The organism is Acinetobacter radioresistens DSM 6976 = NBRC 102413 = CIP 103788, assembly GCF_006757745.1.
In the GTDB taxonomy this organism is placed as follows: Bacteria; Pseudomonadota; Gammaproteobacteria; order Pseudomonadales; family Moraxellaceae; genus Acinetobacter; species Acinetobacter radioresistens.
Window position 1 is genome coordinate 336,966 of record NZ_AP019740.1, and the last position, 19,264, is coordinate 356,229.

The following is a 19,264-nucleotide window of genomic DNA, read 5'->3' on the forward strand; positions in this document are numbered from 1 at the left end:
AAGTTAATTTTGACCACCCTGTGTAACATCACTACGATAATATTCCACATTCGGGTTTAAATCAGATTCTTCATATCTTGCCTGTACCTGCTCATTATAGGCAAACAAATGTTTGAGCTCTGCTAAAGCATTGCCATGGGTTTCATAAATTTTATGATCATCACGATTAAGACGTTGTTGCTGTTTAAGCAGTATTAAGTCGTGCTGGCGAAATGCATCTACTTGCTCATGGGCTTCTTCTAAGGATAAACCATGAGCATGTAACATATATTCTGCCATATCTAATGCAGAAAGCTGGGTTTCCCGCCAGAAATGTTCTATTCCCATATCACGTAGCAAATGTACGTGATAGCGGTCGCGAGCCCGTACCAATAGTTTTAGTTCAGGATAGTTCAGCCGTATATAGCGTACTGCATTCATACAGTCCTCGACATCATCAATGGCGATAACGAGTATCTTGGCCTGTTCAATACCGGCCTGTTGCAGGGTTTGAGAATCAGTAATATCTGCCTCAATAAACCGTCCGCCATACGCTTCAATAAACTCTGCTCCAGGCTGATTATTATCAATGATGGTAAAGGGCAGCAGCTGCTGATGGGCAACTCGGGCAATAATTTGACCAAAACGGCCAAAACCGGCAATGATCAGTGCTGGAGAGGCTTCAGTATTAACATCATCTTGTCTGGTTCGTTCGGGTCGCTGTTTTATAATGTGCTGGGCCAGTAAATAGATAAATGGGCTGAGCAACATTGACAATACAATAACTGCGGTTAGCTGGTTCATTATAACCTGTCCAATTAACTGTTCTTTTAATGCCGCATACAGCACTAGAAAAGTTAGCTCTCCGCTCTGACAAAGTCCTAAACCCAACAAACTTGCATTACTCCAGTTCAGGCGCGAGTAATGTCCAAGTACAGCTAATACAATTGACTTAATGATCAGTAGGGCCGCAACCAGAGAGACAATAAAGACTGGGGACTGTGTAATCACAGCGAATGAAGCATATAAACCAAGACTTAGAAAGAAAAAACCGGACATCAGGCTACGAAAAGGTTTGATCATGGTTTCAAACGCATGTCGAAAAGGAGTATCTGCCAGTAACATCCCTGCCAGTAATGCACCAATCAGCACATGCAGCCCTAAAGCATCTACGGTAAGAAAAATGGCCAGTACGGTAAACAGGGCTGTAGCGGCCATCAGTTCGATACTGTTTTGTTTGGCCAGATAATTTAAAAATGGCTGGATCAGATAACGGCCAAAAAGAAAAACGCCACTAATAGTTGCAAGAGTTGCAGCAAAATAGGCAATCCCATGCTGTGAACTTTCAGTACGGGTAAATAAGGGTAATAAGGCAATTAGGAATATGGCGACCAATGCCTGTGCCAGAGTAACTGCAAGTGTGTATTGACCAGTAGTGGTATTAAGCTGTTCATATTGTGTCTGTAACTGCAGGGCCAGAATCATGGCAGAGAGGGCTAGAGCAAAACCGACAATAAAACTGTTCAGCAGCGGTAACTGCAATACAGTTATTCCCAAGGTTACGATGAGCCCTGCAGTGATAACAATTTGAATACCACCTAGTTTAATCAGGTGTGATCGCATCAACCAGATTCGTTGCGGCCTGAGTTCCAGTCCTATCAAAAATACAAGAAGAATCGATGCATAATCTATAAAATTCTGAATCAGGGAAAATTTAATCAGATTAAATCCGCTTTGACCCAGAATTAAGCCTGTCACCAGATAGCCGAGCACTGATGTCAAACCTAAACGTCTGCTCAGGGCTACCAGGATTAAGGATGCTCCAAGAAAAATCGTCATATATAACATCAAAGACATAAGTTTATCCCGGGCGTTTGTTTTGTTCTTTGTACTATTAAACCTGAAAATACTGCCAAGCTGTAGAGGCCGCTCGTATCTGTCTAGCTGAGTTCCTGCGGGTCAACGTCAATACTCAGTTTTAACTGATGCTGTCGTGACTGTTGTACTACCATCGCCCACCATTGCCGTAAATAAAAATGCAGCTGTGCCCGGTCAGCTGAAAGCAGGACCAGATGGGCCCGGTAGCGACCCGCCTTACGCTCCATAGGGGCAGGGATAGGGCCCCAGATATCAACCTGACTACCTGCAAGTTCACGTAGCTTACGAGCAATTTCAGCTACAAATTCCTGACTGTATTGCTGGTTTCTGGAGTCGGCTCGTACCAGTACCGTATAACGATAAGGCGGCAGCTGTGCCTGCTGGCGCTCAATGAGTGCTTGTTTGGCAAAAGCACGGTAGTCTTTCTCGATCAATGTAGTTAACAGTGGATGATCAGGCCTTAAAGTTTGCAGATAGACTTCGCCTCTGCGGTCTCCACGGCCAGCACGACCAGCCACCTGAATGATGAGCTGGGCTGTACGTTCCGGCGCACGAAAATCAAAGCTGAGCAGTCCGGCATCAATATCCAGAATCGCAACCAAGGTCACGTAGGGAAAATGATGGCCCTTGGCTAACATTTGGGTACCGAGTAAAATAGCAGGCTGGCTTTGATGAATCCGCTGATAGATACGGTCCCATTGGCCAACCCGGCTGGTACTGTCACGGTCCACACGAATTACATCAAAATCTGGAAAGAGCTCGGTCAGGGTTTCTTCAACCTTGGCAGTGCCCATCCCGAGCGTTTTTAAGGTCGTTTGCTGACATTCGGGACAGCTTTCCGGTACACGATGAATGGAACCACAATGATGACAGTGCAGATGATTATAGGGCTGTGTATGCAGAGTAAAATGCGCATCACAATGGGGGCAGTTGGCCTGCCAGCCACAATGATTACAGACCAGTACCGGCGCATAACCACGTCGGTTTAAAAAAACCAGCACCTGTTCTTTTTTGTCCAGCCGCTGCTGAATCTGCTTGATGAGCTGTTCACTAATTCCATGCTGTTTTTTGGCTACTTTCAGATCTATTAACTGCATTTTGGGTAAGACCGCATTGCCAGCCCGCTGGTTAAGTTCCAGTCGTGTCAGTTTATTCTGTTCTACCAGATGATAGCTATCCAGACTGGGTGTGGCTGAGCCAAGAATAATCGGACAGTTTTCCAGATGGGCACGGTAGAGAGCTACGTCACGGGCATGGTAGCGAAAGCCTTCCTGTTGCTTGAATGACAGATCATGCTCCTCATCCAGAATAATCAGTCCCAGCCGGGGCAACGACGTATAAATTGCTGAACGGGTTCCGAGAATAATGGAAGCCTTGCCGGTTTGGGCATGCTGCCATGCTTGCAAACGTTTGGATTCACTCAAACCAGAATGTAATAGTACAATATCTACATTAAACCGTGATTTAAACCGGGAAATGGTTTGAGGTGTCAACCCGATTTCGGGAACCAGAACCAATATCTGCTTGCCCTGTTTTAGTACTTCGTACATCACCTGCAAATAAACTTCTGTTTTGCCGCTACCAGTCAAACCATCAAGTAAGAAGGCCTGAAATTTCTTCAATGATTTTAAAATACGCTGAATTGCTTTGTGCTGTTCTTCATTGGGTGTGAGTGGCATTTGCGCCAGCTGCACCGGTTCAGGCGTGGTATTTATTGCTGTTAATTCACAGCGAACAATTTCTTTTTTTTCAAGAGTTTTTAAGGTGGCAGTTTCAACACCACTTAAATTCAGAATGTCTTCTGTTGTACCGGCTGCATGTAATTTTAAAATCTTATAAGCATCTTGCTGCTTGATTGAACGCTTGAGCAGCTGTTCTGCATCAGGCTGTACCACCTTCCAGACTCGAGCCAGCAGATTTAGCGGTTTACCCTGACGCAACAGGCCGGGTAGAGCACATTGCATTACCTCACCCAAAGGAAATTGATAATACTGTGCAGACCATGTCAACAAACTTAAAACTTTGTTGTCTATAATGGCTTCCTTGTCGAGCAGCTCAGTAATAGTCTTAAGCTTGATACGCGGATCAGGCATAACATCGGGAGAGATTTTCTCTACAATGATACCAATCAGATTCTGCCGTCCAAAAGATACTGCTACCCGCGCACCGACTTCTGCCTGTAAGTATTGTTCGGCACTAAGCAGATAGTCAAAACTATCATAGAGATGAACAGGTACAGCTACCCGGACACGGTATATACAGCAGTTATTATGGGACGAGCTAGGCATATAAATTTCGTTAAAGGTTTTAGATAAAATGGCGTCATGCTATCGACTCGGTTATATTACAGTGAGCAAGCGGACAACAACATGAATATGAATGATCTGTATTGCCTGATGCAACAGCAATGATGATAAATTTTGGGAAAAACTAGAAAACTACAATGCCAGCATATCAATTTACTGCAATGGATGCTTCGGGAAAGCAGCAAAAAGGCATACTGGAAGGCGATTCCGCACGTCAGATACGACAGCAGCTGCGTGATAAAGCATGGATTCCGGTCAGTGTCGAACCAGTAGAAAATAAAGAAAAAGGTCAGACCAGATCATGGCGCAAAAAAGGCTTAAATGCCTATGACCTGGCACTTATGACCCGTCAGCTTTCAGTGCTGGTCGCGGCCGCAATTCCGTTAGAAGAAGCTATTCGGGCTGTAGGCAAACAAAGTGAAAAAGTACATGTACAGAATTTACTGATGTCGGTACGTTCCAAGGTGCTCGAAGGCCATTCACTGGCTCAGGCTATACAACAGTCTGGGCGTTTTCCTGATCTTTATATTGCCACCATCGCAGCGGGTGAGCGTTCAGGGCATCTAGACCTAATTCTGGATCAGCTGGCCGACTATACAGAAAACCGCTTTGCCATGCACAAGAAAATTCAGGGGGCAATGATTTATCCGATTATCTTGATGCTGATGTCATTTGCGATCGTAATGGGATTAATGACCTATGTAGTGCCGGATATTGTAAAAACATTTGATCAGAGCAAGCAGGCACTTCCCGCCATTACGGTTATTTTAATGAAGACCAGTGATTTTATCCGTCAGGCTTGGCCATTTTTACTGGTGATCAGTGTAGTGGGTATTATGCTGCTGATACGTTTTTTAAAGACTTCAGCCGGCCATTATACCTTTGACCGCTTTGTACTGAAGTTGCCTCTCTTTGGTAAATTGGCTCGTGGTATCAATGCTGCCCGTTTTGCCAGTACCCTGTCTATTTTAACCCGCTCCGGCGTACCTTTGGTTGATGCGCTTAAAATTGGTGCGGCGGTCAGTAATAATTGGGTAATCCGGGATTCTGTCAATCTTGCCGCAGAAAAAGTAACAGAAGGCGGTAACCTGGCGACCCAGCTTGAACGTGCCGGTTATTTTCCACCAATGATGGTACAGATGATTCGCAGTGGCGAGGCATCCGGTGAGTTGGACCGCATGCTGGAGCGGGCATCTACCATGCAGGACCGTGAAGTGGCTACTTTTATATCTACGTTACTGGCTTTGCTGGAACCGCTGATGCTGGTTCTCATGGCCGGTATTGTGCTGGTAATAGTAATTGCAGTGATGTTACCTATCGTGAATATGAACAATATGGTTTAATTTTTTTAAAGACTATAAGTAAAGTGAGAAAATTTTAATGCAGAACAAGAGTTATCGAACCCGTCAGTCTGGTTTTACCCTGATTGAAGTCATGGTGGTAATTGTGATTTTAGGTGTACTGGCAGCGCTGATTGTACCGAATGTAATGGGACGAGGTGAAAAAGCCAAGATTGATACCACAGTCATTACCTTAAAAGGTGTAGCAGGGGCATTGGATCAATACAAACTCGATAATGGCCAATTTCCTTCAATGCAGGATGGGGGACTGGATGCATTGGTTAATCAGCCAGCGACAGCCAAGAACTGGCTACCGGGAGGTTATGTAAAAGGGGGCTACCCTAAAGATAGCTGGGATAATGATATCCAGTATGTAATTCCCGGTTCAGAAGGCCGTAGCTATGACCTGTATTCATTTGGCGCAGATGGTAAACAGGGTGGTGAAGGTACAGATGCCGATATTTATTACCAGCCGTAAGTTTTATAATATTTAATACGAGTATAAATAAAATGAGTATGGCGAAAGGAATAGAATGATGGGGTTAAATTTAAAATATAAATAGTAAATAAATAGCTTCACTTAATATAGACAGTAAATATTAAGTGAAGTGATAATAATTCTTGATATTTAATATTATTTAAATAATTGTTTTTAATTAATTTTATGATATGATTTTATTTAATGTTAATAATAAGAATTATTTTCATATCGAATAGTTACAATAATAGTGAAACATGAATAAAAATAAACTTCTTATTTAAAAAAAGATTGAATAATATATTTATAGACAGTAAATGTCAGGGAGTCATAAATATGAAAGCAGTCTTATTCTCAGATAATTTAAACTCACTGCATTTAACCATGCTTAAATCTGTGCTTTTGGTGCTGAGCTTATTACCTGTCAGCCATTTCATTTTAGACTTCTGGCAAACCGTAGAGGGCAGTAGTCAGATTATGGTGGGTTTCTTCGCAACCAGTTTAATAGGTGCTTTAATTTTTTTAAGTTTCTGGGCTGCTTTAAAAACTAGTGCTGTAGAGCTCACAATGAAAATACCCAATCGCTGGGAGCAGTGTATGCTCAAATTATATCGCCATCTGCCAATGAGTGTTCTGGCTGTCATACTTTCTTATCTGAGTGTTCAGCTTTGATTTTAATGCCTATTTAAAATGTACAAAAAACCGGATGATGAAATCCGGTTTTTTTATCTAGAATAAAAATTTAGGCCTTAGCGTCGCGATTTAAATGAAACATCTACTTTACGTGGACGATAGATCCAGCCCAAGACCAGAAGAAAAAGTGAAAAGCCCAGAATCGGCCAGTCGCTAAAACGGTTATACCAAGTTTGGCCTTGCATGGCCGGCAGTTCGCCGCGCAGTACAAACTCCTGATCAGTTGGAGCCTGTTTTACTATATGACCGGTATGATCAATAAATGCTGTTACACCTGTATTGGTTGCCCGGATAAACCAGCGTCCATTTTCTTTGGCCCGCATCTGAACCATTTGTAAATGCTGCCAAGGTCCAGCTGTACCAGTAAACCAGGCATCATTCGAGACAGTCACCAGAAAGTCACTGGTGCTGGCGTTGCGGCGAGTCAGGTTGGGGTAGGCAATTTCATAACAGATAGCTGATGCTAAGGGATGGTTTTTAATCATCAGTGGTTTTTGTTCGCTTGAACCACGGGAAAAACCACTGAGCATGACATCATTTTGTACACCTGGTAAAACCCAGCTGAGTAAGCCTGAAAGCGGAATATATTCCCCGAATGGAACTAGTCGCTGTTTTTTGTACAGACCTTCTGCTTCACTGCCAGAAGCCATAATACTGTTATAATACATCGGATAACCGGTCTGTTTGGATTCTTTCAAATCCCAATATGGAATACCAGTTACCCAGGCAGTATCAGTTTTTTCTGCCTGAGCCTGCATAGCTTTTAAAAACGGTTCAATATCACTCTGGAACATTGGAATCGAGGATTCCGGCCAGACAATCAAGTCACGCCCCCATTCGGTCCGGCTCAAATTTACATAAATCATGAGGGTTTTGGCCTGGTATTCAGTCAACCATTTTAGGTCCTGTGGAATATTGCCCTGAATCAGGGAAACTGATAGCGGTTTGGTTGCTTTCTGTTCAACAAAGTGAAGCTGTGCAGCACCCCAAGCTCCCAGCAATAGCACGGCAGAGGGAACCACCCAGAATACCCGTCGATTTAAAACTTCGACCAAGGCACAGGCCAGAGTAATAACAACAAAAGAGACCCCAAACACACCAAAAAGTGGGGCATAGCTGTCTAGGAAGCGTTCAGTAAAGGCATATCCGGCAAACAGCCATGGAAACCCGGTAAACACCCAAGTTTTGGCCCATTCTGAAAATACCCAGAGAGGTGCAAAAGTGAGAGGAGTTTCAGGGAAAAAGCGCCGATAAGCCCAAGCCTGCAAGGCACTAAACAGTCCCATAACCAGTGCCATAATGGCAATCATCAGTACACTGAGGATTGCATTAGTATCGCCATATGTATGGATTGAGGTAAACAGCCAGAATGCACCAACAAACCATAAGCCGAAACCATAGGCCCAGCCAAGTACAAACGCCTGCTTGGCTGAGCGATGACGTAATGACGCATACAAGAGTGCTGGTGAGAGTATCGCCAGCCACCACCAGTAATAAGGGGCCAGCGCAAAGCTAAAAATAGCGCCGGCAAATAAAGAAATTAATAAAGGAAAAATAAGGGGGAGCTGTTTTTTTTGTTCTGAAGTGGATAACAGCTTGTCAAAATATGCTCTCATTTACGTACAGCTCGAATCAGATGAATAGTGCGGGCATCTGCTTCTACAATACTGAATTCCCAGTCTCCAAGTTCAATCACCTGACCTTGCAGGTCACTCACCAGACCGATTTCCTGTAGCAGCAAACCGCCGACAGTTTCTACCTCATCATCAGAAAAATCAGCATCTAAAACTGTGTTGAAGTGTTCAATTGGTGTAAGTGCCTGAACAATCCATGCATTGGCTGTGCTATGTGTCTGGTCTGGAATAATATATTGTGCTTCTTCATCAATCTTGTCGTGTTCATCTTCAATTTCGCCGACAATTTCTTCCAGAATATCTTCAAGTGTTACCAGACCAGAAGTCGAGCCATATTCATCAATAACGATTGCAATATGGGTCTGGGTATTCTTGAGCATTCTCAATACCTGATCTGAGCGTGCACTTTCAGGTACAAACAGCGGTTGACGCATGAGTGCACGTACATCAATTTTAGGTGTTGGCGTGGTCATAAACGGGAGGAGGTCTTTGGCCAGCAAAATTCCGACTACATTATCTGGCTGATCAGATGAAAATACCGGAAAGCGCGAATGTGCCGATTCAATCAGGACATGCAGGATATCAAGTAACTGATCGTCTTCCTGCAGGCTAATAATGGCAGTACGTGGAGTCATGACTTCACGTACTTTAGTGGCTGGCAGGTCAAGTACGCCTTCAAGCATGGCGACAGTATCGGGTTCCAAAAAACGACGTGAATCTTGTACTAGTTTTAACAGTTCATCGCGGGTGCCGGGGGCGGTGCCCAACCATTTGCGTAAGCCTCGCATACCCCACGACGGGCCTGATTCCTCGTGCATGATCTTTCCTAAAGACTCTTGGTAGCTAATAAAAGTAATTTAATCATACCGAAGAAAATAAACCTGTGCATCTACAAACATCAGCGAAAGGATAAAAGTTGCAAACGGCAGAGTCAGAAGTTTTATTTTAGAAAAATTCCAATTTTTATAGATAAATCTAAAAATAGCCCCGGTTTTATATAAAAAAGATTCAAAAGAGCCATAGCCCTCGAGGACTATGGCTGGGACGTCACATTAATAACGGGTAGCTAAAACCAGAGGGTCATGACCTTCCATCATGGTCTGATCTAGAAACATAACCTGACCACTATTTTTTCTGACCAGTTCAATGAGGTCATCAATAACATCATTAGTCCGGGGTTCTGTATCGCCTGCATCATTTAGTATAACGCTCTGCTGTTCAGGAGCCAGTTGGCCCGGTAGTGTGTGACCCTGACGCACATAAAGCGTTGCAGTATTACCTTCTAATGCTGCCCGATAAATTTCCTGGAGATCTGTCCGAATTCTTGGGGTGCCATAAAGCGACTGCATATTCTGTCGTGCCTGTAATTGCCGCTGCTGCTGGTAGTGCTGTAGCGCAGGCTGAATACTGTTAACAATATGTTGGGCATCACCGTTATCCAGATAAGTTACATTATCAACAGTGGCGATTATTACATTAGGCTGGTCACAAATTTCTTTATAAAAACCGATATTACGTTTGTCACCGATCAGAATTACAGGCAAGTTACGTCTGCCTAAAACTGCCTGCAGGTTCTTGTCAATGTGATTTAAGAACTCTTTGAGATATTTATCTTCATTGATAGAACGTTCAGCAGCACTGGTAGTGGCCAAACTGTCAGTTACTACCGGAAAAGCACCATAAGGCAGATTTTCGAGTAAATCAGTATCTTCTGGGTTAAATTCGTGAATAACCCTGTCATCAATTGCCTCAATCAGACGGCCCTTTTCACGGGTAATAACCAGTGCATAATAATGCACAGCAGAAGATAGGCTTTTTAAAATATCACGTACAGCAAACTGATCATTGATTACTACACGCTCCACTGTATCAAATGGAAACCGCAATACATGCGCCTGTTCCGGCGAGGCAAAAATAGCCAGCGTATCAAGATTATAATTTGGTCTGAAGTCATCCAGCTCCTGGTGAATTTTTCGCATGACCTGCTGGGTAATTTCTGCACCATGTTTTTTCTTCAAGCAATCTTCAGCAGCTTTGAGTTGATTTTTTAAAGCAATCGGATCTTTTTCATTATCTGGAAAAGTACGGTGAGTTTTGACAAAGATACTGACCGCCGGTTTCGCCTGAACCTTTTGCAAGTCCTGTAATATTTTTTGCATTTCCTGATGAAGCATCTTATTCACTCCTGCTATTGCTATAGAGAAAAGTGGGAGGTAAGAACAATCAATTAATAATAGCGAATAATCAGCTTAGCAATAATCTAAAAAACAGTGCAGTGCTATTGCTATAAGGCTGTAACAAACTATAAGCATGTATAGCTTTGGTATATATGTTTTAAACGGTCCAGTAAAATGCACCCTATAAATAAATCAGTCAGAGTATTGAGCGCTTTATGTTAAAATAGAGCGGTTTATGTCATTCGAGATAGAGCATGTCTGAACCTGCGTTAACGCCTGATATCCAGTTAAATACTCGTGGGTTACGTTGCCCAGAGCCAGTAATGATGCTGCATCAGGCTATTCGAAAAGTAAAAACGGGTGATGTCGTCGAGGTATTCGCAACTGATCCTTCAACCTCTTGGGATATCCCGAAATTCTGTATGCACTTGGGTCACGAGCTACTGCTTCAGGAAGAATTAACAGATACTGAACAGCATAAGGAATATCATTACCTGGTACGTAAGGGTTAATGGTGCGTGAGTAGTTGTTTATCTGGCCTGGTTTTAGGGTTCTCCTTGATTATGGCGATTGGGGCACAAAATGCCTTTGTGTTAAAACAGGGGTTGCTTCGTCAGCATGTATTTGCAGTAGCTCTAGTTTGTGCGCTGTCCGATGCACTACTGATTTCTCTTGGTGTTTTTGGCTTTGCCCATCTCTTAAGCCAGCAGGAAGGTCTCATTCAGGCGATGAAATGGTTTGGCGCCATTTTTCTGTTTGGTTACGGACTACGCAGTTTTTATCAGGCCTATAGAGCACAGGAAGGTTTACATGCTTCAAAACAGAAAACTGCTTCTCTGCGTCAGACTATACTGCTATGTTTAACTTTTTCCTGGCTTAATCCCCATGTTTATTTAGATACCGTGGTTCTGCTCGGATCAATCTCATCCCAGTATAGTAATAAGATGGCCTTTGCCAGCGGCGCAGTATCTGCATCCTTTATATTCTTTTTCAGTTTGGCTTTTGGTGCAAGATTATTGGAGCCCGTTTTTGAAAAGCCCAAGGCATGGAAAATTCTGGATATTATAATTGGCATGATTATGTGGCTAATTGCAGCTTCACTGATCGTTGAAGCCTGATCTTTTCTATAAAAATATATACCTGTTATCAATCTCTATAAAAAGCCCGCTTCATGAAGCGGGCTTTTCTTATTACATATTTGGATAGTTAGGACCACCACCACCTTCCGGTGTTACCCATGTGATGTTCTGTGAAGGGTCCTTGATGTCACAGGTCTTGCAGTGCACACAGTTCGCTGCATTGATCTGGAACCGTGGTCCAGTCTCTTCCTGAACAATCTCGTAAACCCCGGCCGGACAGTAACGCTGTGCCGGCTCGTCATATTTCGGCAGGTTGACCTCAACCGGAATAGACGCATCAGCCAGCTTGAGGTGAGACGGCTGGTTTTCCTCATGTACCGTGTTGGATACAAAGACAGAAGACAGACGGTCAAAGGTCAGCTTGCCATCCGGTTTCGGATAGTTGGGCTTGAAGCTTTCTGCCTCTACAGTTTTCAGGGCCTTGAAGTCGGGCAGCAGGTCATGCAGGGTAAACGGAACCTTAAACACATTCTGGTCAATAAAGTTAAATGCACCGCCAATCCACTGGCCAAACTTGTGCATGGCCGGGCCAAAGTTACGGGAGCTGTACAGCTCTTCTTTCAGCCAGCTATGGTTGAACTTGTCGGTATAGGCAGTCAGTTCCTTTTCAAAGAAGTCTTCGCCTTCGGCCGCACGGGCATAGCCCACTTCACCACCTTTTTCTACACCGCGGGCAATCGCTTCAAATACCGCTTCACCGCAGAGCATGCCGGACTTCATGGCAGTGTGTGAACCCTTGATCTTGGCAAAGTTCAGGAAACCCGCATCATCACCGATGAGGCAGCCGCCCGGGAAGGTCAGCTTTGGCAACGAGTTCAGGCCACCTTTGGTGACTGCACGCGCGCCATAAGAAATCCGCTTGCCGCCTTCGAGGTATTGTCTGATCAGGGGATGAGTCTTCCAGCGCTGCATTTCAGCAAACGGGAACATATGCGGATTCTTGTACGACAGGTCGACAATCATGCCCAGCGTCACCTGGTTATTTTCGGCATGGTATAGCCACCAGCCCCCAGACGAACCGGTCTCTGACAACGGCCAGCCGGCACCGTGCATCACCAGACCCGGCTTGTGCTTGGCAGGATCAATTTCCCATAGCTCTTTAATACCGATGCCGTAGTGCTGCGGATCGGCATCTTTATCCAGGTTGAATTTCTGGATCAGGCGCTTGCCCAAATGGCCACGGCAGCCTTCGGCAAACAGGGTATATTTGGCCAGCAACTCGTAGCCTGGCATAAAGTTATGGGTTGGCTGTCCATCTTTGCCAATGCCCATGTCACCGGTCTGGATTCCGCGGACCGAACCATCTTCATGGTAGAGGATTTCTGATGCAGCAAAGCCCGGGAAGATCGAGACTTCCAGCTCCTCTGCCTTGGCACCCAGCCAGCGTACGATATTGCCCAGCGAGATGACGTAGTTGCCATCATTATGCATGGTTTTTGGTACCATCCAGTGCGGTGCTTCTTTGGAGGTGGTGTCAGAGAGCAGGAAAAAGGTTCTGTCTTCAGTCACGGGGACATTAAGCGGAGCACCGAGCTCTTTCCAGTCGGGGAAGAGTTCATTCATGGCCCGGGGTTCAAGTACAGCACCTGAAAGAATATGCGCACCAACTTCGGAACCTTTTTCGACGACACAAACGGAAAGATCGGGTAGGTTGTTTTCAATCGCCAGTTGACGGATGCGGATCGCAGCTGAAAGACCTGCAGGTCCTGCACCAACGATCACTACGTCAAACTCCATCGATTCACGTTCGACGTGTTCCATGTAGGACTCCTCATATCGCTAGGGGTGGCCACCGTAATCCTTGGAAAAATTCGGCGCTGCCATGAGTGTTCTTGATTGTGAGACACAAATTGCATAACGTGTCTTAATATAGTTTGGGCTAGTATAGTTTCAAACCTTGATCAAGCCAATTGGCTGAGTCGTATTAATTTCCCGTCAGCAAGGCATAAACCATGGTAAAACAAAATAATTCGCTTGAAGAGCTGAAAGAATCGCCACAAAAAGATGATAAAAACTTACTGAGCATTGCACAATACATAAAAGATGCACAGCAAAGTCACAAAAGGTCAATTCCCCCGGTTGACCAGTGGCAGCCAAAGCGTTGTGGCAAAATGGATTTAAGCGTAAAAGCCAATGGAGAATGGTGGCACGAAGGTCAACTGATTAAGAGACAGTCACTTTTAGACCTGTTTTCAAGTGTGCTCTGGAAAGAGAATGATCAGTTTTATTTAAAAACTCCGGCCGAGCAGATTGAGATTAAAGTAGAGGATGAACCGTTATTTGTTAATCAGGTGAACCAGATCAAGCTCAATGGTAAACAATATATAGAGCTAACCACTACTAATCAGGATGTGGTAATTGTTGATGAAGACCATCCAATTTTTATGCGTGAATATGAGGGTGAGTTACGACCTTATGTACATGTACGCTTTGGAATCAATGCCCTGATTCAGCGTCAAAGTTTCTATCATCTGGTTCAATATGGTGAACTTGAAGAAAATGCCGAGGGAAAGACTATTTTGCATCTACAAAGTGGTGATTTGCACTTGCAATTAGGCACCTGAGGTTTAAGCTTTATAGCTGAATTTCCTGAACTGCTAATAACCCGCATGACAGCCATACAGCCCCTTTATACTCTTGTTAACCCTATGCCACATGCGTCGCGGGATGCACCCATTGGGATCTTTGACTCGGGAATTGGCGGGCTGTCAGTAGCTCAGGAAATAGCCCGGCATTTGCCCAATGAACAGATATTATATTATGCCGATACTGCTCATGTTCCCTATGGCCCGCGGAGTGATCAAAATATCCGTGAGCTGACTGCACAGGCGATTGAATGGCTTTATTGCCAAGGCTGCAAAGCGGCAGTAGTGGCCTGTAATACTGCTTCAGCCTTCAGCTTGGATTACCTGCGTGAGCATTATGGGGAGTCTTTTCCGATTATTGGATTGGTACCTGCCTTAAAACCCGCAGTATTACAAAGCAAAACAAAAGTTGTAGCTGTTCTGGCTACGCCGGCCACTTTTCGTGGAAACCTGATTAAAGATGTAATTGAACGTTTTGCCATGCCCACGGGAGTTAAAGTTTTACCTATTACCTGTCTGGAGCTGGTTCCGCTGGTTGAGCAAGGGCTTCAGATGAGCCAGCAGTGTCTGAATACGCTTAAGAAAATTTTGCAGCCTGTAGTTGAGCAGGGAGCAGATCATCTGGTGTTGGGTTGTACCCATTATCCTTTTCTAAAGCCGGCTATCCAGACTATATTCGGACAACAGCTTACTTTAGTTGATTCCGGACAGGCCGTGGCCCGACAAACAGCCCGTATCCTGATAAAAAATGAACTGCTTGGTGAGCAGTCTTGTGAGTCTGAAACCCGGATTCAGTGTTATGTCAGTGGACACAATGCTGAGAATTTGAAACCTATCCTACAGCACTTAATTTCTCCTACATTGAGCTGGAGTGTTCAAAATCTGAAACTTTAAGAAAGATTGTTGAATTTTTGGTAATTTTTTTAAATTTTATTGGGGAAATTAGCACTCTTGCTATAGTTTAATAAAGTAAGCTGAGCGAAGATAACTATTATGAAAAATGAGGACATGCCATGCTCGATAAGCGTTATCAAGTATTCATATCGACCTCGGGTAGTGATATGCAACCTGAGCGCATCGTCTTGGCACAAACTCTGGTGGGGATGGGTTTTTTTTCTTGGGGCCTCGAGCAACGCACACCTTTGACCACAGCATTTGCCCGCCGGCAGATTGATGATTGTGATTATGTCGTAATTTTACTGGGTAGCCAGTATGGTGAGCAGTCTGTCTCTGGCGTGGGATATATGCACCTTGAATATATCTATGCAGTAAGCAAGCAGAAACCGATTATTGTCTTTATGCACGAGCAGCCAGAAGCACGTGCACAAGAGTTGTATGACCAAAAACCAGAATTAAGAGAAAAATTTAAAGATTTCCGTAAACAGCTACAACAGGATATGGATCAGGTTTTCAGCTACCGAACTCTGCGTGATCTGGAAATGGCGGTGCGTCTGAATATGCCACAGATGCTTGAACGTTATCCCGTGGTAGGCTGGGTACGGCCGCAAAATACTCAGCGTTTGCAGGATGAAATTGACCAGCTCAAAGAAAAAATTGCCCAGCTAGAAACTGAAATGGGAACACGTGAACATGACCCATTGTTGGATTTGCCTAAAGTCGGCCCACGCGAGATTTACACTTTTGAGTACCGGTTGCATGCTTATCAGGATGGTAATTTTAAAGAACTAAAGTTGCAGCGTAAATTATCTTGGGCACAACTGCTGGCAGTTCTGGGCAATACCTTCAAATCTCCTACTCCGGAAGAATATTTTTCTAAATCTTTAAATGAGTATTTAAATGATACCGGTTTGTCGGAAGCACGCCTTGAAATGCCACGTGCTCATGCCGTTGCACGTTCACAGATTAATATCCGTGCCTTGCACAATATTAAATTACAGATGCGTCAAAATGGTTGGATTATGCCTAGCGGCCGTGATGACCGACAGCGCATGTTATGGAAACTTACTCCTAAAGGCCAAAAACTGATTGAAAATCAGCATACAGATTTTGATCGTATTTACCAATATGGTTCTAGGTATTAATTAATTTTTAAGATATATAAAAAGCTGTTAAATTAACAAGATCATCGCTTTAGTCTACTTTGGAAAACCTGTTATGACGCCTGCTTCTAAAGCTAAAGTCACAATTATTCTGGCCAATCTGGGTACTCCAGATGCACCTACTGTTCCAGCAGTACGCCGTTTTCTTAAACAGTTTTTGTCTGATCAGCGTGTTATTGAGATTCCCAAACTGCTCTGGCAAGTCATCCTTAACCTTTTTGTACTGCCATTTCGTCCCAAGCGCGTAGCAAAAGCCTATGCCCAGGTATGGAATCAGGATTCTCCTATGCGTGAAGTCCTGTTTAAACAAGTTGAACAGATGCAAAGCCGTCTTGGTAGCGTATATCCACAGTTTGAACTCAAAATCATACCTGCCATGACCTATGGTAACCCGGGTATTAATGAAGTTCTGGCTAAACTTCAGGCAGATCCACAAGATCATATACTTCTTTTTCCACTTTTCCCACAATATTCGGCGACTTCTACCGCACCACTTTATGACGCAGTAGCCCGCTGGATACCCAAACAGCGTAATCTGCCGGGTCTGACTATTATCCGTGATTATTATCAGCATCCCTTATTTATCGAATCACTGGCAAATAGTGTACGTGAGTTTCAATCTGTACATGGACGTGCTGAAAAACTATTAATGTCATTTCATGGAATTCCACAGCCCTATGCCGATAAGGGCGACCCTTATGCAGAACGTTGCCGGATTACTGCACAGCGCTTAGCGAAAAGCCTGAATCTGCAGCCACATGAATGGGCCTGTAGTTTCCAGTCACGTTTTGGTAAACAGGAATGGATTAAGCCCTATACTGATGAGCTACTTGCACAGTGGGGTCAAGAAGGTGTGAAATCAGTTCAGGTCATGAGTCCTGCATTTTCTGCAGATTGTCTGGAGACCTTGGAAGAGCTGGCTATGGAAAATGCTGAAACATTTAAGCATGCAGGTGGTGCAGAATATGCGTATATTCCGGCGCTGAATAATCGTGAAGACCATCTGGATTTGCTCACCAGTCTGGTTAAGGCTAATCTTGATACATTAACCCAAACCCTAGCCAACTAGTGCTATATAGCCAGAGGTATACCATGTTGCAAGTCAAAATTGTTCCAGTTACTGCGTTTGCCCAGAACTGTTCCATTGTCTGGGATGCAGAAACTAAAGAAGCCATATTGATTGATGCGGGTGGCGATGCTGAAAAGCTAAAGGCAGAAGTCGAGGCATTGGGCATAAATGTTAAAGCACTGTGGCTGACACACGGTCATCTTGACCATGCCGGTGCAGTAGGAGAGCTGGCCAATACGTGGGATGTGCCGGTAATTGGACCGCATAAGGAAGACCAGTTCTGGCTCGATATGATTCAAGAAGTTTCCGCACGTTATGGTTTTCCTATACCGCAGCCTGTTAAGGTAGACCAATGGCTGGAAGGGGGCGAAACACTTAAACTGGGTAAAAATGAATTTGAGGTACGCTTCACACCCGGACATACACCAGGTCACGTAATTTTCTACAATGCACAGCATGGCCTGCTCTGGACGGGAGACGTGCTGTTTAAAGGTTCGATTGGACGAACTGATTTTCCAAGGGGTAACCATCAGCAACTTCTGGATTCAATCCAGCGGGAGTGTTTTACTTTACCAGATGATACACAGTTTATCTGTGGCCATGGTCCGATGAGTACAATTAGTTTTGAAAAACAACATAACCCATTTTTAGCGGGTAAAGCAGGTTAATCAAGCCAAGAAAGAAGTAAGCTTCTGCTCACTTCTTTCTAAATGGATTGGCAAGAATCTGTTTAGTCTCTAGGCCAATGAGAACTGCAACTGTAGCAAATAAGACTGCAATTAAAATAAGTGTTGTGTCTAAGGCATATATACCTAAACCAATAAAAAATATAGCCAGCAATACAAAGATAAAAAATAGAATTTTAAGTAATTGATATAAAGACATAACAAGGAGATAAAGTAAAGTTTCTAAAAGAGAAATTATGCATGTTATAACTTGAATTTAAATATATGTTTGGTTTTATTAAGAAAAGTATTGAATTAAAAAAGTAAATGTTTAATTTATAACCAGATGTTTAGAGTCTATTGAAATAACATAACTTTTTGTTTAAAAAGCTTAAAAGCATAGATTTTAGATATACAAAGTAGATACATTGTAAAAGTAAAATTAATTTTATGAAAATTGGTTAAACTTTTATTCCAGCTTTATCGCTACTTTTTAAGTAAAATTTAGGGAAGAAAAAGTATATAAAACGCATATAAGTAACTTTTATAAAATATTTAATATAAGGAAACTTTATTATTATAAACTAGTTAAAGAATATAGTTTGAGCAATAGTATTAGCCAGTATTTATGATAATCAATCTATAAGAGATTTAGCTTTTATCATGCATATCATCTTTATTCAAACTATACTCAAACAATATTTAAATTTTTAGGTCAGTATATTATAAATCTAAAAAATATAATCAGTAGAATGCTAAAGGTTTTTGGCAGTGAAATAATTCAAAAAGTAGAATATTTATCACTGCCTAAGCAAGTATTTAACTTGATTATTAAGGTGGTAACTATTTTTAAGCAGTATTCATAAAAGCAGTAAACTTATAAATATTGATAAAAATTTATTCATTAATATCTGTTAGTTATTTTATACACTTGCTGGAGCAATATCATCCAAAATGTTAAAACTAAAAGAACAGAATTATAAGGGCGTACTGTAGGGCAGCTTGGCTTATATTAGTAACTCGACTGGCTGTATGAGTTGATGCTTAGTCATCTTCAAAACTGGAATCCTGTCGGCTGGGCGAATCCTGTGTTGGTACACGATATTCTTCATTGGCCCAAGCACCTAAATCAATCATTTTACATCGTTCTGAACAAAAAGGCCGGAATTCATTATTTTCCCATGTGGCAGGTTTGCCACAGCGTGGGCAAGGGAAGGTACGCTGCTGCATAATCAATATCCTTTCAGTAGAGAGCCTAGGA

At 43.1% G+C, this 19,264-nt stretch carries 17 protein-coding genes; 10 read left to right on the top strand and 7 right to left on the bottom strand.

The window, feature by feature from the left end; all coding sequences use genetic code 11:
• Positions 1-3: 3 nt before the first annotated feature.
• Both ACRAD_RS01540 and ACRAD_RS01545 read right to left on the bottom strand, forming a co-directional pair.
• Positions 4-1,836 carry a cation:proton antiporter domain-containing protein gene (locus ACRAD_RS01540; protein WP_005023131.1) on the bottom strand — a complete coding sequence of 611 codons (1,833 nt, stop codon included), beginning with the start codon at positions 1,834-1,836 and terminating at the stop codon, positions 4-6.
• Positions 1,837-1,919: 83 nt separating this feature from the next.
• Entirely contained in the window at positions 1,920-4,145 is a 2,226-nt protein-coding gene (locus ACRAD_RS01545; protein WP_005023133.1) for a primosomal protein N', read from the bottom strand.
• 155 nt (positions 4,146-4,300) lie between these two features.
• Here ACRAD_RS01545 and gspF point away from each other — a divergent pair, with 155 nt between their 5' ends.
• From gspF to ACRAD_RS01560, 3 genes are all read left to right on the top strand, one after another.
• Positions 4,301-5,506 (top strand): type II secretion system inner membrane protein GspF, encoded by a 1,206-nt coding sequence (gene gspF, locus ACRAD_RS01550; RefSeq protein ID WP_005023135.1) that lies wholly within the window; start codon positions 4,301-4,303, stop codon positions 5,504-5,506.
• A gap of 37 nt (positions 5,507-5,543) precedes the next feature.
• On the top strand, positions 5,544-5,981 hold the full coding sequence (gene gspG, locus ACRAD_RS01555) for a type II secretion system major pseudopilin GspG (protein ID WP_005023137.1): 438 nt from the start codon (positions 5,544-5,546) through the stop codon (positions 5,979-5,981).
• A gap of 336 nt (positions 5,982-6,317) precedes the next feature.
• Positions 6,318-6,653 (top strand): hypothetical protein, encoded by a 336-nt coding sequence (locus ACRAD_RS01560; protein ID WP_005023139.1) that lies wholly within the window; start codon positions 6,318-6,320, stop codon positions 6,651-6,653.
• Between the two features lie 77 nt (positions 6,654-6,730).
• Here ACRAD_RS01560 and lnt read toward each other — a convergent pair whose 3' ends face one another.
• The 3 genes from lnt to ACRAD_RS01575 form a co-directional block, all read right to left on the bottom strand.
• A complete protein-coding gene (gene lnt / locus ACRAD_RS01565; protein WP_005023142.1) occupies positions 6,731-8,290 on the bottom strand; it encodes an apolipoprotein N-acyltransferase in 1,560 nt (519 codons plus the stop codon).
• Positions 8,287-9,126 (bottom strand): HlyC/CorC family transporter, encoded by an 840-nt coding sequence (locus tag ACRAD_RS01570; RefSeq protein WP_005016900.1) that lies wholly within the window; start codon positions 9,124-9,126, stop codon positions 8,287-8,289. The genes lnt and ACRAD_RS01570 overlap by 4 nt, the downstream gene beginning before the upstream one ends.
• A 234-nt stretch (positions 9,127-9,360) precedes the next feature.
• Positions 9,361-10,482 carry an AOC03_06830 family ribosome hibernation factor gene (locus tag ACRAD_RS01575; protein WP_005023144.1) on the bottom strand — a complete coding sequence of 374 codons (1,122 nt, stop codon included), beginning with the start codon at positions 10,480-10,482 and terminating at the stop codon, positions 9,361-9,363.
• A 257-nt stretch (positions 10,483-10,739) separates the two neighbouring features.
• Between ACRAD_RS01575 and tusA the strand changes: the two genes are divergently transcribed.
• Together tusA and ACRAD_RS01585 are read left to right on the top strand one after the other, a co-directional pair.
• The gene (tusA, locus tag ACRAD_RS01580) at positions 10,740-10,997 is read left to right on the top strand and encodes a sulfurtransferase TusA (RefSeq protein ID WP_005023146.1); all 258 of its coding nucleotides are present in this window, start codon (positions 10,740-10,742) and stop codon (positions 10,995-10,997) included.
• A gap of 6 nt (positions 10,998-11,003) precedes the next feature.
• A complete protein-coding gene (locus ACRAD_RS01585) occupies positions 11,004-11,603 on the top strand; it encodes a LysE/ArgO family amino acid transporter (protein WP_026055491.1) in 600 nt (199 codons plus the stop codon).
• A 72-nt stretch (positions 11,604-11,675) separates the two neighbouring features.
• On the opposite strand, the gene ACRAD_RS01590 is transcribed toward ACRAD_RS01585, so the two are convergent.
• On the bottom strand, positions 11,676-13,385 hold the full coding sequence (locus ACRAD_RS01590) for an electron transfer flavoprotein-ubiquinone oxidoreductase (protein WP_142093784.1): 1,710 nt from the start codon (positions 13,383-13,385) through the stop codon (positions 11,676-11,678).
• A gap of 191 nt (positions 13,386-13,576) precedes the next feature.
• Here ACRAD_RS01590 and ACRAD_RS01595 point away from each other — a divergent pair, with 191 nt between their 5' ends.
• The 5 genes from ACRAD_RS01595 to ACRAD_RS01615 all read left to right on the top strand — a co-directional run bounded on the left by ACRAD_RS01595 (position 13,577) and on the right by ACRAD_RS01615 (position 18,006).
• Positions 13,577-14,188: a DUF1285 domain-containing protein gene (locus ACRAD_RS01595; protein WP_005023153.1), complete on the top strand. Its 612-nt coding sequence runs from the start codon at positions 13,577-13,579 to the stop codon at positions 14,186-14,188.
• Positions 14,189-14,233: 45 nt separating this feature from the next.
• Complete coding sequence (gene murI / locus ACRAD_RS01600) at positions 14,234-15,103, top strand: glutamate racemase (protein ID WP_005023156.1); 870 nt, start codon at positions 14,234-14,236, stop codon at positions 15,101-15,103.
• 119 nt (positions 15,104-15,222) lie between these two features.
• Positions 15,223-16,251, top strand: coding sequence for a DUF4062 domain-containing protein (locus tag ACRAD_RS01605; RefSeq protein WP_005023157.1), 1,029 nt, complete (start codon positions 15,223-15,225; stop codon positions 16,249-16,251).
• Positions 16,252-16,324: 73 nt separating this feature from the next.
• Positions 16,325-17,338 carry a ferrochelatase gene (hemH, locus tag ACRAD_RS01610; protein ID WP_005023159.1) on the top strand — a complete coding sequence of 338 codons (1,014 nt, stop codon included), beginning with the start codon at positions 16,325-16,327 and terminating at the stop codon, positions 17,336-17,338.
• Between the two features lie 23 nt (positions 17,339-17,361).
• On the top strand, positions 17,362-18,006 hold the full coding sequence (locus ACRAD_RS01615; protein WP_005023162.1) for an MBL fold metallo-hydrolase: 645 nt from the start codon (positions 17,362-17,364) through the stop codon (positions 18,004-18,006).
• 1,041 nt (positions 18,007-19,047) lie between these two features.
• On the opposite strand, the gene ACRAD_RS01625 is transcribed toward ACRAD_RS01615, so the two are convergent.
• Positions 19,048-19,233, bottom strand: a complete 186-nt coding sequence (locus ACRAD_RS01625; protein WP_005016860.1) for a DNA gyrase inhibitor YacG — start codon at positions 19,231-19,233, stop codon at positions 19,048-19,050.
• Positions 19,234-19,264: the final 31 nt, after the last annotated feature.